14 protein-coding genes are annotated in these 15,379 nt (G+C 70.1%); 10 read left to right on the top strand and 4 right to left on the bottom strand.

The genetic code is table 11. The features are described 5' to 3' along the window. From ADL12_RS16525 to ADL12_RS16540, 4 genes are all read left to right on the top strand, one after another. Window positions 1-818 (top strand): helix-turn-helix domain-containing protein (locus ADL12_RS16525; protein WP_167364408.1); only part of this gene is annotated, 818 nt, incomplete at its 5' end. Window positions 819-909: 91 nt separating this feature from the next. Then, window positions 910-1,701 carry a phosphatase gene (locus tag ADL12_RS16530; RefSeq protein ID WP_062703452.1) on the top strand — a complete coding sequence of 264 codons (792 nt, stop codon included), beginning with the start codon at window positions 910-912 and terminating at the stop codon, window positions 1,699-1,701. Between the two features lie 153 nt (window positions 1,702-1,854). After that, complete coding sequence (locus tag ADL12_RS16535; protein ID WP_079052094.1) at window positions 1,855-3,078, top strand: acyltransferase family protein; 1,224 nt, start codon at window positions 1,855-1,857, stop codon at window positions 3,076-3,078. Window positions 3,079-3,217: 139 nt separating this feature from the next. Beyond that, window positions 3,218-3,850 (top strand): DedA family protein, encoded by a 633-nt coding sequence (locus ADL12_RS16540; RefSeq protein WP_062703456.1) that lies wholly within the window; start codon window positions 3,218-3,220, stop codon window positions 3,848-3,850. Window positions 3,851-3,878: 28 nt separating this feature from the next. Here ADL12_RS16540 and tesB read toward each other — a convergent pair whose 3' ends face one another. The 4 genes from tesB to ADL12_RS16560 form a co-directional block, all read right to left on the bottom strand. Then, window positions 3,879-4,745: an acyl-CoA thioesterase II gene (tesB, locus tag ADL12_RS16545; protein WP_062703097.1), complete on the bottom strand. Its 867-nt coding sequence runs from the start codon at window positions 4,743-4,745 to the stop codon at window positions 3,879-3,881. Between the two features lie 35 nt (window positions 4,746-4,780). Next, complete coding sequence (locus ADL12_RS16550; RefSeq protein WP_062703099.1) at window positions 4,781-5,938, bottom strand: acyl-CoA dehydrogenase family protein; 1,158 nt, start codon at window positions 5,936-5,938, stop codon at window positions 4,781-4,783. Between the two features lie 96 nt (window positions 5,939-6,034). Next, complete coding sequence (locus tag ADL12_RS16555; protein ID WP_079052079.1) at window positions 6,035-6,610, bottom strand: Uma2 family endonuclease; 576 nt, start codon at window positions 6,608-6,610, stop codon at window positions 6,035-6,037. A 56-nt stretch (window positions 6,611-6,666) separates the two neighbouring features. Further along, window positions 6,667-7,260: an SACE_7040 family transcriptional regulator gene (locus tag ADL12_RS16560; protein WP_062703103.1), complete on the bottom strand. Its 594-nt coding sequence runs from the start codon at window positions 7,258-7,260 to the stop codon at window positions 6,667-6,669. A 96-nt stretch (window positions 7,261-7,356) separates the two neighbouring features. On the opposite strand from ADL12_RS16560, the gene ADL12_RS16565 reads away from it, so the two are divergent. The 6 genes from ADL12_RS16565 (at window position 7,357) to ADL12_RS16590 (ending at window position 15,295) form a co-directional block, all read left to right on the top strand. Next, entirely contained in the window at window positions 7,357-8,973 is a 1,617-nt protein-coding gene (locus ADL12_RS16565; protein ID WP_062703105.1) for a carboxyl transferase domain-containing protein, read from the top strand. A 26-nt stretch (window positions 8,974-8,999) separates the two neighbouring features. Further along, a complete protein-coding gene (locus ADL12_RS16570) occupies window positions 9,000-10,985 on the top strand; it encodes an acetyl/propionyl/methylcrotonyl-CoA carboxylase subunit alpha (RefSeq protein WP_062703458.1) in 1,986 nt (661 codons plus the stop codon). Beyond that, window positions 10,982-11,926 carry a hydroxymethylglutaryl-CoA lyase gene (locus tag ADL12_RS16575; protein WP_062703107.1) on the top strand — a complete coding sequence of 315 codons (945 nt, stop codon included), beginning with the start codon at window positions 10,982-10,984 and terminating at the stop codon, window positions 11,924-11,926. The genes ADL12_RS16570 and ADL12_RS16575 overlap by 4 nt, the downstream gene beginning before the upstream one ends. Window positions 11,927-11,932: 6 nt before the next feature. After that, window positions 11,933-13,093, top strand: a complete 1,161-nt coding sequence (locus ADL12_RS16580; RefSeq protein WP_062703109.1) for an acyl-CoA dehydrogenase family protein — start codon at window positions 11,933-11,935, stop codon at window positions 13,091-13,093. Window positions 13,094-13,302: 209 nt separating this feature from the next. Continuing rightward, complete coding sequence (locus tag ADL12_RS16585) at window positions 13,303-14,349, top strand: ABC transporter substrate-binding protein (protein ID WP_062703111.1); 1,047 nt, start codon at window positions 13,303-13,305, stop codon at window positions 14,347-14,349. Window positions 14,350-14,485: 136 nt separating this feature from the next. Further along, complete coding sequence (locus tag ADL12_RS16590; protein ID WP_062703113.1) at window positions 14,486-15,295, top strand: siderophore-interacting protein; 810 nt, start codon at window positions 14,486-14,488, stop codon at window positions 15,293-15,295. The last annotated feature ends 84 nt before the right edge of the window (window positions 15,296-15,379 follow it).

Genomic DNA, 15,379 nt, shown 5'->3' on the forward strand with positions numbered 1-15,379 from the left:
CCCCCACCCCGACCTCCGCAACCGACACCATCGCCGGCACCCACCTCGCCACCTACGCCCTCGGCGCCGGACAAGGCTTCATCCTCGGCGTGGCCGCCCCGCGCCGGGACCCCGGCGACCACACCATCGCCTCCGTCGCCGCCGTACTCCTCTCCCTCCTCACCAGCGAGCACCAGAGCGGCTCGGGGGCGGCCCGGTCGTCGGCGCTCGTACGGCTGCTGCTGGGCGCCGAGCCGCAGGCGGTGGCCCCGCTGCTGGGCGGCGACCAGTGGCTCGTGGTGCACGGACGCCCCGACACCCAGCCCTGCGACCCCGTCGGGGCCTCGGCGCTGGGCGCGGCCCTCGGCTCCCCGCTGGTCGACCTGGCGGGGGACGTCGTACGCGTCCTCGTCCCGGCGGACCGCGAACCGTCCCCGCAGCCCGGCTGGACCCTGGGCGTCAGCGCCCCCGCGACCCCGCACGACTGGCCGGCGGCCGACACCCAGGCGGGCCGGGCCCTGTCCCGGGCGAGGGCCACCCGCACGCCCCTGTTCCGGCACGGCACCCACCGCCCGGCCCTCACGGACCTGCTCTCCCCCGACGAGGCGCAGACCCACGCCCGCACCCTCCTCGCGCCCCTCACCACGCCCCTCACCGAGACGCTGCGCACCTGGCTCTCCCTGCACGGCAGTTGGGACCGCACGGCCATCGCCCTGTCCGTCCACCGCAACACCGTCCGGCAACGGATCGCCCGTTGCGCGGCGCTTCTCGACACGGACCTGGACGACCCGGACGTACGGATGGAGTTGTGGTTCGCCCTGCGCCACAGCGAACGGTGATCCGAACCGAACGGTGATCCGCGCAGTGACCCGCGTCGCACGCGCACCGGACGCACGCGTTCCCACAGTTGTCTGCCTCACAATGGGGACCATGCCGATACCCGGGACACCAAGCCGCGCCGAGCTCGTCGACCACCTCGTCAGAACCCGTATCACGGGCGACGTCGCCACTCCCCGCGAGAACAACCTCTCGCACTACCGCCAGCTGGCGAACGGCAACCGCCACTACTGGCTCGGCCTGGAGCTCGGCGACCGCTGGACGGACGAGCAGGACGTGCTCGCGGTGATGGCGGAGCGCGTCGGCGTGCACGACGACCCGGAGTACCGCTACGGCCAGGACACGATCGACCCCGAGCTGACGGTGGCCGCGCTGGAGCGCATGGCGGGACGCCTGCGCAAGGCGGCGGACGGGCAGCAGCGGGTGCTGTTCGCGACCGGCCACCCGGGCGGCCTGCTGGACGTCCACCGCGCCACCGCCGCGGCCCTGCGCACGGCGGGCTGCGAGATCGTCGTGATCCCGGACGGCCTGCAGACGGACGAGGGCTACGTCATGCAGTTCGCCGACGTGGCGGTCCTGGAACATGGCGCCACCCTCTGGCACACGCACTCCGGCGAGCCGATGAAGGCCATCCTGACGGGACTTGAGCGCGAGGGCCGCCCGCTGCCGGACCTGGTCGTCGCCGACCACGGCTGGGCGGGCTACGCCGGCCAGCACGGGGTGGACTCCGTCGGATACGCGGACTGCAACGACCCGGCGCTCTTCCTCGCGGAGGCGGAGGGGACCGTGCAGGTGGTGGTGCCGTTGGACGACCATGTGGTGAGCCCGCGGTACTACGACCCGATGACGGCGTTCCTGCTGGGTGAGGCGGGCCTGGTCGAGTGAGGGGTTGTAGTCGGCCACGCTGAAATCTCGGCGAACAGTGCGGGATTTCTTCGTGGAGGTCGCATCCCTGCACACATCCCCCTGAGATACGTCCCTGTCTGTTCAACCAGGAACGGACGTGACGGAGTGTCTTCAGGGGAACGGTTGGTGCTGATGCGCGGTTTTGACGTTGGATACACAGCCCCACTGCGGGCGTCGGGCGCAGCGCGCCTGCCCGCGCAGCCACTTCCCCCGCTCGCCGAGACGGCGCCCGAACGGCCGCCGTCCCGGGCGCCCGGGGCCCGCACACCGGCGGCCGCCCATGGGCGGGAGGGGCGTCGGCTGTACGTCATCGACGGCATCCGCCTGCTCGCCGCCCTGATGGTGGCCGTGCACCACTACGCGGGCACCGACCGGCTCGACCAGCCGGGCAACCCGGTCTGGGACCGCCCGGTGTCCGAGATCATGCCCACGGTGTTCCGCTTCGCCACCTACGGCTGGATCGGCGTCGACATCTTCTTCGTCATCAGCGGCTTCGTGATCTGCATGTCGTGCTGGGGCCGCACCCCGCGGCAGTTCTTCGTCTCGCGGGTCATCCGGCTCTATCCGGCGTACTGGTTCGCCATCGCCTTCACCACGGCCGTCATCGTGGCCCTGCCGGGCATGTGGGAGCGCTTGAAACTGCGGGAGATCCTGCTCAACCTCACGATGCTGCAGTCCGGTTCGGCCTCGCCGCACGTCGACGGCGTCTACTGGACCCTGTGGACGGAACTGCGGTTCTACCTGCTGTTCCTCGTGGTCGTCGCCATGGGGCTCAGCTACCGCCGGGTCGTGGTGTTCTGCTGCGTGTGGGGCGCCGCCGCGATGCTCGCGCCGATATCCGAGCTCCGTCTGCTCATCCTGGTCGTCAACCCGGTCGCGGCCTGGTTCTTCATCGCCGGTCTTGTGCTCTACCTCATGTACCGGTTCGGTCAGGACCTGCTGCTGTGGGGCATGCTGGGCTTGGCGTGGCTGATGGGGCAGATGGAGCTGGGGCGGCGCGTCGACGCGGTCGAGCATGTCTCCGGCTGGCGGGGCAGCGCGCTGATCTTCACGGCGTTCCTGCTGTTCATGGTCGCCGTCGCGCTGGGCTACACGGACCGCATCCGCTGGAAGTGGCTGGTCACCGCGGGAGCCCTGACGTATCCGCTCTACCTGACGCACTACCTGGCCGGTACGACGCTGATCAACCGCCTGCGGGACACCATGGACCCCCGGCTGCTGATCGCCGTCGTGATCGCCGCCTTCCTGCTGCTGAGCTGGCTGATCCACCGCTACGTGGAACGCCCGGCGGCGCGGCTGCTGAAGAGAGGACTGGACACGTCCTTCGCGCGCCTACGGAACGCGGGCCCTGGGTGACCACGGCCTTCCACATGCCCTTCCTCATGCCCTTCCTCATGCCGCCTTTAGGTCAAGACTTAGTAAAGTGGCGCGCGTGATCATTGCCGCTGCGTCCGAAGCACCCGTCGGCGGAGTCGCCGGCTGGGCTGCCGACCTGATGGAGAAGCTGGGCGGGCCGGGCGCCGGGCTGGCCATCGCCCTGGAGAACCTCTTCCCGCCGCTGCCGAGCGAGGTGATCCTGCCGCTGGCGGGGTTCACGGCGAGCCAGGGCAGGATGGACGTCGCCGCCGCCGTCGCCTGGACGACGGCGGGTTCGCTGGCCGGCGCACTCGCCCTGTACCTGCTCGGCGCGCTCTTCGGCCGCGACCGGCTGATCGCGGTGGCGGCGCGGCTGCCACTGGTGAAGATCGCCGACGTGGAGCGCACCGAGGCGTGGTTCGTCCGGCACGGCGCCAAGGCCGTGTTCTTCGGCCGCTTCGTGCCCGTCTTCCGCAGCCTGATCTCGATACCGGCCGGCGTGGAACGCATGCGGCTGCCCGTGTTCCTCGCCCTCACCGCGGCGGGCAGCCTCATCTGGAACACCGCCTTCATCGCCGCCGGCTACGCCCTCGGCGCCCGCTGGCACGAGGTCACCGACCTGGTGGGCCTCTACTCCAAGGTGATCCTGGCGATCACCGGCGTGGTGGCCCTCGGGTTCCTGGGAGTACGACTGACCCGGGCCCGGCGCGGGCGGTGGAAGCACCGAGTGCGGGGAGGGACGGGAGCCGAGGTGCGCGGCGAGCCGGGGTGACGGATGAGCCGGGGTGACGGGCGAGCCGTCACCGAGGAACCCGGACCACGCCCTCCTGGATCACCGACACCGCCAGCTGCCCGTCCTGCGTGTAGATGCGGGCCTGACCGAGGCCCCGCCCGCCGTGCGCCGAGGGCGACTCCTGGTCGTACAGCAGCCACTCGTCCGCGCGGAACGGCCGGTGGAACCACATCGCGTGGTCCAGCGAGGCGCCGACCACGTCCCCGACGGCCCAGCCGCCGCGCCCGTGCGCCAGCAGCACCGAGTCGAGGAGGGTCATGTCCGAGACGTATGTGGCGAGTACGACATGCAGGAGCGGGTCGTCGGCCAGCTTGCCGTTGGTGCGGAACCACACCTGGGAGTGCGGTTCGCGGGGCTCGCCGAACTGCCCGTACGGCGGCTCGTCGACGTAGCGCAGGTCGACCGCCTGGCGTGCCTCCAGGAACCTCTCGACGACCGCCGGGTCGAGATGGCCGTATCCGCGCAGGCGCTCCGCCGAGGTGGGGAGCGTCTCCGGGTCGGGCGAGGGCGGCATCGGGGTCTGGTGGTCCAGGCCCTCCTCGTACGTCTGGAAGGACGCCGACAGGGCGAAGATCGGCTTGCCGTGCTGGACGGCGACGACGCGGCGCGTGGTGAAGGAGCGTCCGTCGCGCATGCGGTCGACGTTGTAGACGATGGGCGCGCCCGGGTCCCCCATGCGCAGGAAGTACGCATGGAGGGAGTGGGCGTGGCGGTCCCCGGGGACCGTACGCCCGGCGGCGACCAGTGCCTGGGCCGCGACCTGACCGCCGAAGACGCGCGGGACGACGGCGGAGCGGGACTGGCCGCGGAAGATGTTCTCCTCGATCTGCTCCAGGTCGAGCAGATCGAGGAGACCCTGTAGTGCCTCGTTCATGGCACCTTTTCTACTGTGCGGTAATTTCCGGGCCCTTACAGGCCCATGTCCTTCGCGATGATCGACTTCATGATCTCGCTGGTACCGCCGTAGATGCGGTTGACGCGGTTGTCCGCGTACAGGCGGGCGATCGGGTACTCGTTCATGAAGCCGTAGCCGCCGTGCAGCTGGAGGCAGCGGTCGATCACGCGGTGCGCGACCTCGGTGCAGAAGAGCTTGGCGGACGCTGCCTCGGCCGGGGTCAGCTCGCCCGCGTCGAGGGCCTCCAGCGCGCGGTCGGCAACGGCCTCGGCCGCGTCGACCTCGGCCTGGCAGGCGGCCAGCTCGAACTTGGTGTTCTGGAAGGCGGCGACCGGCTTGCCGAAGACGGTGCGGTCCTGGACGTACTCCTTGGCGAACCGCACGGCGGCCTTGGCCTGCGCGTAGGCACCGAAGGCGATGCCCCAGCGCTCGGAGGCCAGGTTGTGGCCGAGGTAGTAGAAGCCCTTGTTCTCCTCGCCGAGGAGGTCCTCGACGGGGACCTTCACGTCGACGAAGGCCAGCTCGGCGGTGTCGGAGGTCTTCAGGCCGAGCTTGTCCAGTTTGCGGCCGACGGAGTAGCCCTCGGACTTGGTGTCCACGGCGAACAGGGAGATGCCGTGACGGCGGTCCTCGGCGCTGGGCGCGTCGGTGCGGGCGCAGACGATCACGCGGTCGGCGTGCACGCCGCCGGTGATGAAGGTCTTGGCGCCGTTGAGGACGTAGTGCGTGCCGTCCTCGGAGAGCTTGGCGGTGGTCTTCATGCCCGCGAGGTCGGAGCCGGTGCCCGGCTCGGTCATCGCCAGCGCCCACATCTCCTCACCGGAGACGAACTTCGGCAGGAACCGCTTTTTCTGCTCGTCGGTGGCGAGCATCTTGATGTACGGCAGACCGAGCAGCACGTGCACGCCGGAGCCGCCGAACTGGACGCCCGCGCGAGCGGTCTCCTCGTACATGACGGCCTCGAACTTGTACGACTCGATGCCCGCGCCGCCGTACTCCTCGTCGACGCGGATGCCGAAGACGCCGAGCTCGGCGAGCTTGTAGTAGAAGTCGCGCGGCGCCTGGCCGGCCGCGAACCACTCGTCGTAGACCGGGACCACCTCGGCCTCGATGAAGGCGCGGATGGTCTCCCGGAACGCCTCATGGTCCTCGTTGAACACAGTACGGCGCACGCCGCCACCTCCACCGGTACATGTCTAAGCGCTTGCTCACTCAACCGTACCGGCGAGTACGAACAGCCGTCCAGGGGGACCGCCTCGTAACGCTCGTCACTCTCCAGCTCTGCCGTAGCGGCGGAACTCGGACGTCGCGACCGTCCAGGGGCCGAACTGCACCGAGTCGCCGTAGATGTAGGGGTCCTTGCGGGTATAGCGCCCCTTGCACGGGTCGGAATGCACTTCGATCGTGCCGGTGCGGGGGTCGACGATCATGTAGTGGGCGATACCCATGGCCGGGTAGTCGGCGAGCTTCTCGATGTAGTCGTTGTTGGGGTTGGACGGCGAGACGATCTCGACGACCGCCAGGACCTGCGTCGCATCGACGGCGAGGCCTTCCTCGTCGAGGACCGCCTCAGGGATGACGACCGCGTCAGGGAGGCGCATGCGGCCGATCGCCGGGTGCTCGATCTCAGGGCCACCAGCGCAGATGTAGCCGGGGTGCGTGCTGAGAAGCTGCTCGTCCAGCTGCCTACGGATACGGCACACCGTGCCCGCATGGCGCTTCGGCAGGCGCGTCATGGCCAGCACCGGACCGGACGGCCCGATCTCGACGCTCCAGGCCCCTTCGAGCTGCTCGGCGTAGACCTCGAGCTCCTCGGCGATCGCGCGCATCTTCGCGTAGTCCATGCCCACCGCCTCAGATTACCGAGCCGGAGGACCGTCGACGGGCTTGTCGGCGCAACTCAGCCCCCTGCCGCCCCGAACGCCCCCCGAGCCATCCGATGCAGCAGCTCCGCCGTCACCCCCCGCCCCGGCAGCGACCCCGGCCGCCCCAGATGCGGCGTCGAGTTCAGCAGCCCGAACACCGAGTGGACGGCGGACCGGGCCGTCGGCTCACTCAGCTCCGGGTACACCGTCCGCACCACCTCCACCCACAGCTCGACGTACTGCCGCTGCAGCTGCCGTACCAGCTTGCGGTCGCTGTCGCGGAGGCGGTCCAGCTCGCGGTCGTGCAGGGTGATGAGGGGACGGTCGTCGAGGGCGAAGTCGATGTGGCCCTCGATGAGGGAGTCCAGGACCGCCTCCGGCGGCACCCCGTCGGCCTCCGCGAGCCGCCGCTTCGCGCCCGTCAGCAGCTGGCCGCTGATGCCGACCAGCAGCTCGGCGAGCATCGCGTCCTTGCCGGCGAAGTGCCGGTAGAGACCGGGGCCGCTGATGCCCACGGCGGCGCCTATCTCGTCGACACCGACGCCGTGGAATCCACGCTCGGCGAAGAGCCGCGCGGCCTCCTTGAGGATCTGTTCGCGGCGGGTGGGGGCGTCGGTTCTGGTGGCCATGCAAGCAATTCTAGACAGGGAGGTTAGCGGTCGTTAACCTGAAGGAAATGCGTTAACGCTCATTAACTGGTGGACCACTGGTGAGGGGACCGCAGGATGCACGAGGCACCGGAGCTTGCGAGCGCGGCAGATCCCGCGTCTCAGGCCTGGCGGGCCAATGAGGAGGCCCATCGGGCGCTGGTGGAGGAGCTGCGTGGCAAGCTCGCCGCCGCCCGGCTGGGAGGCGGTGAGAAGGCACGCGCACGGCACACCGCGCGCGGCAAGCTGCTGCCGCGCGACCGCGTCGACACTCTCCTCGACCCCGGCTCCCCCTTCCTGGAGCTCGCTCCCCTCGCCGCCGACGGCATGTACGACGGCCAGGCCCCGGCCGCCGGTGTCATCGCCGGGATCGGGCGGGTCGGCGGGCGCGAGTGCGTGATCGTCGCCAATGACGCCACGGTCAAGGGCGGGACGTACTACCCGATGACCGTGAAGAAGCACCTGCGCGCGCAGGAGGTCGCCCTCGAGAACCGGCTGCCGTGTCTGTATCTGGTCGACTCCGGCGGTGCCTTCCTGCCCATGCAGGACGAGGTGTTCCCGGACCGGGAGCACTTCGGGCGGATCTTCTACAACCAGGCCCGCATGTCGGGCGCCGGGATCCCGCAGATCGCCGCCGTGCTCGGCTCGTGCACGGCCGGCGGCGCCTACGTCCCCGCCATGAGCGACGAGGCCGTCATCGTCCGCGACCAGGGCACGATCTTCCTCGGCGGCCCCCCGCTGGTGAAGGCCGCCACCGGTGAGGTCGTCACGGCGGAGGAGCTCGGCGGCGGCGACGTCCACGCGCGCGTGTCCGGCGTGACCGACCATCTCGCCGAGGACGACGCGCACGCGCTGCGGATCGTGCGGAACATCGTCGCCACGCTCCCCGCGCGCGGGCGCCTGCCGTGGGAGGTCCAGCCCGCCGTCGAGCCCAAGGTCGACCCCTACGGTCTCTACGGCGCCGTCCCCGTCGACTCCCGCACCCCCTACGACGTACGCGAGATCATCGCGCGCGTGGTCGACGGCTCCCGCTTCTCGGAGTTCAAGGCCGAGTTCGGCCAGACCCTCGTCACCGGCTTCGCCCGCATCCACGGCCACCCGGTCGGCATCGTCGCCAACAACGGAATCCTGTTCTCCGAATCCGCCCAGAAGGGCGCCCACTTCATCGAGCTGTGCGACCAGCGCGGGATCCCGCTGGTCTTCCTGCAGAACATCTCCGGGTTCATGGTCGGCAAGGACTACGAGGCCGGTGGCATCGCCAAGCACGGCGCCAAGATGGTGACGGCAGTGGCGTGCACGCGCGTGCCGAAGCTGACGGTCGTGGTCGGCGGGTCGTACGGCGCCGGGAACTACTCCATGTGCGGGCGCGCGTACTCGCCGCGCTTCCTGTGGATGTGGCCGGGCGCCAAGATCTCTGTCATGGGCGGCGAGCAGGCCGCCTCCGTCCTCGCGACCGTCAAGCGGGACCAGTTGGAGGCACGGGGCGAGGACTGGCCGACGGAGGCCGAGGAGTCCTTCAAGGCACCGATCCGTGAGCAGTACGAGCGCCAGGGGAACGCCTACTACGCGACGGCCCGCCTCTGGGACGACGGCGTGATCGACCCGCTGGAGACCCGTCAGGTACTGGGCCTCGCCCTGACCGCCTGTGCCAACGCGCCCCTGGGTGACCCCCAGTTCGGCGTCTTCCGGATGTGAGGGCGACTGTGACGATGACGATGACCATGTTCGACACGGTCCTCGTGGCCAACCGGGGCGAGATCGCCGTCCGCGTGATCCGTACGCTCCGCTCGCTGGGCGTGCGCTCGGTGGCCGTCTTCTCCGACGCGGACGCCGACGCGCGGCACGTCCGCGAGGCCGACACGGCGGTACGGATCGGTCCGGCGCCGGCGGCCGAGAGCTATCTGTCGGCCGAGCGCATCCTGGAGGCCGCCGCCCGCACCGGCGCCCAGGCGGTGCACCCCGGATACGGCTTCCTCGCGGAGAACGCGGCCTTCGCACGCGCGTGCGCCGACGCCGGGCTCGTCTTCATCGGGCCAACCGCCGACGCCATCACCCTGATGGGCGACAAGATCCGGGCCAAGGAGACGGTGCAGGCGGCCGGGGTGCCGGTCGTCCCCGGCTCCAGTGGCAGCGGTCTCACGGACGGCCAACTCGCCGACGCCGCCCGCGAGATCGGCATGCCCGTGCTGCTGAAGCCGTCGGCCGGCGGTGGCGGCAAGGGCATGCGCCTGGTCCGGGACCTGTCGGTGCTGGACGACGAGATCGCCGCCGCCCGCCGCGAGGCCCGCGCCTCCTTCGACGACGACACCCTTCTCGTCGAGCGGTGGATCGACCGGCCCCGGCACATCGAGATCCAGGTGCTGGCGGACGGGCACGGCAACGTCGTTCACCTCGGGGAGCGCGAGTGCTCCCTGCAGCGCCGGCACCAGAAGATCATCGAGGAGGCACCGAGTGTGCTGCTCGATGAGGAGACCCGGGCGGCGATGGGCGAGGCGGCCGTGCAGGCGGCGCGCTCGTGTGGGTACCGGGGCGCGGGCACGGTGGAGTTCATCGTGCCGGGCGGCGACCCTTCCGCGTACTACTTCATGGAGATGAACACCCGGCTCCAGGTCGAGCACCCCGTCACCGAGCTGGCTGTGTCCATTGGTGCGGCCGGCGCCGCGGGGGGCCTGGACCTGGTGGAGTGGCAGCTGCGGGTGGCTGCGGGTGAGCGGCTCGCCTTCGGGCAGGACGACGTACGGCTCACCGGTCACGCGATCGAGGCGCGCATCTGCGCGGAGACTGTATCCATCAAAGAGGGCGCGCGCGGGTTCCTGCCCTCGGGCGGCACCGTCCTCAAGCTGCACGAACCCCAGACCGACGGCATCCGCACCGACTCCGGCCTCAGCGAGGGCACGGAGGTCGGCAGCCTCTACGACCCGATGCTGTCCAAGGTGATCGCATACGGCCCCGATCGCGCCACCGCGCTCCGCAAGCTCCGGGCGGCCCTCGCGGAGACGGTCACGCTGGGCGTGCAGACCAACGCCGGGTTCCTGCGGCGGCTGCTCGCGCATCCGGCGGTCGTCGCGGGCGAGTTGGACACGGGCCTGGTCGAGCGTGTGGTGGACGACCTGGTCCGCACCGACGTACCGGACGAGGTGTACGAGGCCGCGGCGGCCGTACGCCTGGACGCGCTGCGGCCTCGCGGTGACGGGTGGACCGACCCGTTCTCCGTGCCGAGCGGGTGGCGGCTCGGCGGCGAGCCCAGGCCCGTCGGCTTCCATCTCCGGATCACCGACCCCGTGGAGTACGTCCCGCGCGGCACCCACACCGTCACGGACGACCGCGTGGCCGTCACCCTCGACGGCGTCCGCCACACCTTCCAGCGCGCCACCCTGCCGGACGGCACCTGGCTGGGCCGCGACGGCGACGCCTGGCACGTGCGCGACCACGACCCGGTGGCCGCCTCGCTCACCGGGGCCGCCCATGCGGGCGCCGACTCCCTCACCGCACCCATGCCGGGGACGGTGACGGTGGTGAAGGTAGCCGTCGGGGACGAAGTGGCCGCCGGACAGAGCCTGCTGGTCGTCGAGGCGATGAAGATGGAGCACGTCATCTCCGCCCCGCACGCCGGCACGGTCGCCGAACTGGACGTCACGCCCGGCACGACGGTCGCCATGGACCAGGTCCTGGCGGTCGTCGCACCTCATGAGGAGGCGGAGGAATGACAGTCGAGGGTCTCCCCATGGCCGTACCGGCACCGGGTCTGCCCGCCCGCGTCCGCATCCACGAGGTCGGGGCGCGCGACGGCCTGCAGAACGAGAAGTCGACCGTGCCGACCGAGGTCAAGGCGGAGTTCGTCCGCCGCCTCGCCGACGCGGGGCTGACGACCGTCGAGGCCACCAGCTTCGTGCACCCCAAGTGGGTTCCCCAGCTCGCGGACGCCGAGCAGCTGTTCCCGCTCGTCGGCGACCTGAAGGGTGTGCACCTGCCCGTCCTGGTCCCCAACGACCGCGGCCTGGACCGCGCCCTGGCCCTTGGCGCCCGGCGCATCGCCGTCTTCGCCAGTGCCACGGAGTCCTTCGCGAAGGCCAACCTCAACCGGACGCTGGACGAGTCGCTGGCGGTGTTCGAGCCGGTCGTGGCGCGCGCCAAGGACAAGAACCTGCACGTGCGCGGCTATGTCTCCATGTGCTTCGGCGACCCCTGGGAGGGCGCGGTCCCGATCCACCAGGTGGTGCGGGTCTGCAAGTCGCTGAGGGACATGGGCTGCGACGAGCTGAGCCTGGGCGACACGATCGGTGTCGCGACGCCCGGCCATGTGCTGGAGCTCCTCTCCATGCTCAACGAGAAGGGCGTGCCGACGGACGTCATCGGCGTCCACTTCCACGACACCTACGGCCAGGCACTGGCCAACACCTATGCCGCCCTGCAACACGGCGTCACCACGGTGGACGCCTCCGCGGGCGGCCTCGGCGGCTGCCCCTACGCCAAGTCCGCCACCGGCAACCTCGCCACCGAAGACCTCGTGTGGATGCTGCGGGGCCTCGGCATCGACACCGGAGTCGACCTCGACCGCCTCGTCGCCACGAGCGCGTGGATGGCCGAACAACTGGGCCGACCCAGCCCGTCCCGCACCGTACGAGCCCTCTCCCACAAGGAGCAGTGAACAGCCATGGACCACCGTCTCTCCCCCGAACTGGAGGAACTCCGCCGCACGGTTGCGGAGTTCGCCCACGACGTCGTGGCGCCCAAGATCGGCGACTTCTACGAGCGTCATGAGTTCCCGTACGAGATCGTGCGGGAGATGGGCCGCATGGGCCTGTTCGGTCTGCCGTTCCCGGAGGAGTACGGCGGCATGGGCGGCGACTATCTGGCGCTGGGCATCGCGCTGGAGGAGCTGGCCCGGGTGGACTCCTCGGTCGCCATCACCCTCGAAGCGGGCGTCTCGCTCGGCGCGATGCCGATCCATCTCTTCGGCACGCAGGAGCAGAAGCAGCAGTGGCTGCCTCGCCTGTGCTCCGGCGAGATCCTGGGCGCCTTCGGCCTCACCGAGCCGGACGGCGGCAGCGACGCGGGTGCGACCCGTACGACGGCCCGTCTCGACCCGGAGACGGACGAATGGGTGATCAACGGATCCAAGTGCTTCATCACCAACTCCGGGACGGACATCACGGGCCTGGTCACGGTCACAGCGGTCACCGGCCGCAAGCCCGACGGCAGGCCGCAGATCTCCGCGATCATCGTCCCGTCCGGCACCCCGGGCTTCACGGTCGCCGCCCCGTACTCCAAGGTCGGCTGGAACGCCTCCGACACCCGTGAGCTGTCCTTCGCGGACGTCCGCGTCCCGGCGGCCAACCTCCTGGGCGAAGAGGGCCGCGGCTACGCCCAGTTCCTGCGCATCCTGGACGAGGGCCGCATCGCCATCGCGGCACTGGCGACGGGCCTCGCGCAGGGCTGCGTCGACGAGTCGGTGAAGTACGCCAAGGAACGCCACGCCTTCGGCCGCCCCATCGGCGCCAACCAGGCCATCCAGTTCAAGATCGCCGACATGGAGATGAAGGCCCACACGGCCCGACTGGCCTGGCGCGACGCGGCGAGCCGCCTGGTCGCCGGCGAACCCTTCAAGAAGGAGGCGGCGCTGGCGAAGCTGTACTCGTCGACGATCGCGGTGGACAACGCCCGCGACGCGACGCAGATCCACGGCGGCTACGGCTTCATGAACGAGTACCCGGTCGCCCGCATGTGGCGGGACTCCAAGATCCTGGAGATCGGCGAGGGCACGAGCGAGGTGCAGCGGATGCTGATTGCGCGGGAGCTGGGGCTGGTGGGCTGATCCCGGCGCGGGGGCACCCCGGAGCGAGCAAGGCCCAACGACCCTTGATTGCAAGGTAGTTGGGCCTTGTGGGCCGGTCACATAACTCGCACAACCCGCGCACAGCTTCGATCGCAAGGGCCCCCACCCCTGGACATCAGCTGAGGTTAGGCTAACCTACCTTCGAATTGTCCGGCGGGCGATCCGCCCTGTTCGAAAGCAGCGTAGCCATGCCCAACGCCAGAGCCACCCACCTCACCCGCCGCGGCATCCTCGCCGCGGGCGGCGCCCTCGGCCTCGGGGCCGTGCTCGCGGCCTGCGGAGACGACGAGGCGAAAAGCGAGGGCTCCAGCGAGGCCACGACTGCCGCCAAGTCCGGCCCCTGGACGTTCAAGGACGACCGCGGCACCACCGTGAAGCTCGACAAGGTCCCCACGAAGATCGTCGCCTTCGTCGGTGTCGCCGCCGCCCTGTACGACTACGGCATCGAGATCAAGGGCGTCTTCGGCCCGACCAAGACGCAGGACGGCAAGGCCGACGTCCAGGCCGGTGACATGGACGTCAGCAAGCTGACCGTCTTCGGCAACGTCTGGGACCAGTTCAACGTCGAGCAGTACGCGGCGTTCGCCCCCGAGGTCCTCATCTCCACGACCTTCGACAGCGCCGGCACCCTCTGGTACGTCCCCGAGGCCTCCAAGGACAAGATCGCCAAGCTCGCTCCGAGCGCGGCCGTCTCCGTCTACGACCGCCAGCTGACCAAGCCGCTGGAGCGGATGTGGGAGCTGGCCGAGTCGCTCGGCGCGGACATGAAGGCCGACAAGGTCGCCCAGTCCAAGAAGGACTTCGAGGCCGCCGCCGAGCGGCTGCGCAAGGCCGCGAAGGCTCGTCCCGAGATCAAGGTGATGGCCGGTTCCGCCAGCCAGGACATCTTCTACGTCTCCGGCACCAACCTCTCCATCGACCTGGAGTACTTCAAGGCCCTCGGCGTGAACTTCGTCGAGCCGCCGGAGAGCGCGAAGAAGGAGGGTGGCGGCTGGTTCGAGTCGCTGAGCTGGGAGAACGTCGACAAGTACCCGGCCGACATCATCATGATGGACGACCGCTCCTCGACGATTCAGCCGGCCGACATCACCGAGGCGACCTGGAAGAAGCTGCCTGCGGTGAAGGCGGGGCAGGTCATCGCCCGCTCTCCCGAGCCGATTCTGTCGTACGACAAGTGCACGCCGCTTCTTACGAGCCTTGCCGAGGCCATTGAGAAGGCGAAGAAGGTCGCCTGAGAAAGGGCCACTTGAGGTTGCGGGGCGGCTGCGGGTCCGTTGTGGCTGGTCGCGCCCACGCGGCGGAGCCGCAAATCGATACCGCCCCGCGCCCCTAAGAGGTCGGCATACCTGACGTCGATTCAGGAGTTACCCCATGACTACGGCCATTGCCGCTCCGTTCCGCTTCTTCTCCCTTCAGGTCGTACGGACGCAGCGGCTCGGGCCGTCCATGGTCCGGGTCACCTTTGGCGGGGAGGATCTGGCGCACTTCTTCTCCGACGGGTGTGACCAGTCGCTGTCGTTGTTCCTGCCGCATCCCGGCCAGACCGAGCCGCAGGTTCCGATCGAGCTCGGCGACGGGTGGTGGCAGGGCTGGCGGGAGCTCCCCGACGATGTGCGGGCCGTGATGCGGTCGTACACGCTCCGGGCGCTCCGCCGGAATCCCGACGAGATCGACATCGACTTCGTCCTGCACACCCCGGCCGGTCCCGCCTCCCGCTGGGCCGCCCAAGCCGCCCCCGGTGACCGGGTCCTGCTGCTCGGGCCCGCTGTCGCCGACAACCGTGCCATTCGGTTCCGACCGGCCGAGGACACCGACCTCGTGGTGCTCTGGGGCGACGAGACCGCCGTACCCGCCGTGTCCGCCATCCTCGAGTCCCTGCCCGCCGGCACCCTCGCCCGGGTCTGGCTGGAAGTGCACGACGCCGGGGACATCCAGGACCTGGCGTCCGAGGCCGACGCAGAGATCACCTGGCTGGTCCAGGAGAGCGCCCTCGACGCGATCCGCGCAACTCAACTCCCGCCCGCCGAGCGCCCGTACGTCTGGATCGCGGGCGAGTCCGGGAGCGTGAAGGCGCTGCGCCGGCACTTCGTCCGAGAGCGCGGTATCGACCGTCGCCAGGTCACCTTCGTGGGCTACTGGCGGCACGGGATGACCGAGGAACAGCTGCGCGCAGCCGAGTAGTTACCACCGGGACCGAAGTGATCACGGTCACGGCCGAGGCTGCCCTTATCCAGTGTTACTTAGGTTAGGCTAACCTAAGTTGAC

Source organism: Streptomyces regalis, from assembly GCF_001509475.1.
Lineage (GTDB): Bacteria > Actinomycetota > Actinomycetes > Streptomycetales > Streptomycetaceae > Streptomyces > Streptomyces regalis.

Excerpts from the sequence above, each read along its gene's own strand:
- ADL12_RS16565 (WP_062703105.1), top strand. The coding sequence starts at position 7,357 with ATGCACGAGGCACCGGAGCTTGCGAGCGCGGCAGATCCCGCGTCTCAG.
- ADL12_RS16555 (WP_079052079.1), bottom strand. The coding sequence starts at position 6,610 with ATGGACTACGCGAAGATGCGCGCGATCGCCGAGGAGCTCGAGGTCTAC.
- ADL12_RS16585 (WP_062703111.1), top strand. The coding sequence starts at position 13,303 with ATGCCCAACGCCAGAGCCACCCACCTCACCCGCCGCGGCATCCTCGCC.
- ADL12_RS16575 (WP_062703107.1), top strand. The coding sequence starts at position 10,982 with ATGACAGTCGAGGGTCTCCCCATGGCCGTACCGGCACCGGGTCTGCCC.
- ADL12_RS16580 (WP_062703109.1), top strand. The coding sequence starts at position 11,933 with ATGGACCACCGTCTCTCCCCCGAACTGGAGGAACTCCGCCGCACGGTT.
- ADL12_RS16540 (WP_062703456.1), top strand. The coding sequence starts at position 3,218 with ATGGAGAAGCTGGGCGGGCCGGGCGCCGGGCTGGCCATCGCCCTGGAG.
- ADL12_RS16560 (WP_062703103.1), bottom strand. The coding sequence starts at position 7,260 with ATGGCCACCAGAACCGACGCCCCCACCCGCCGCGAACAGATCCTCAAG.
- tesB (WP_062703097.1), bottom strand. The coding sequence starts at position 4,745 with ATGAACGAGGCACTACAGGGTCTCCTCGATCTGCTCGACCTGGAGCAG.
- ADL12_RS16535 (WP_079052094.1), top strand. The coding sequence starts at position 1,855 with ATGCGCGGTTTTGACGTTGGATACACAGCCCCACTGCGGGCGTCGGGC.
- ADL12_RS16570 (WP_062703458.1), top strand. The coding sequence starts at position 9,000 with ATGTTCGACACGGTCCTCGTGGCCAACCGGGGCGAGATCGCCGTCCGC.
- ADL12_RS16530 (WP_062703452.1), top strand. The coding sequence starts at position 910 with ATGCCGATACCCGGGACACCAAGCCGCGCCGAGCTCGTCGACCACCTC.
- ADL12_RS16590 (WP_062703113.1), top strand. The coding sequence starts at position 14,486 with ATGACTACGGCCATTGCCGCTCCGTTCCGCTTCTTCTCCCTTCAGGTC.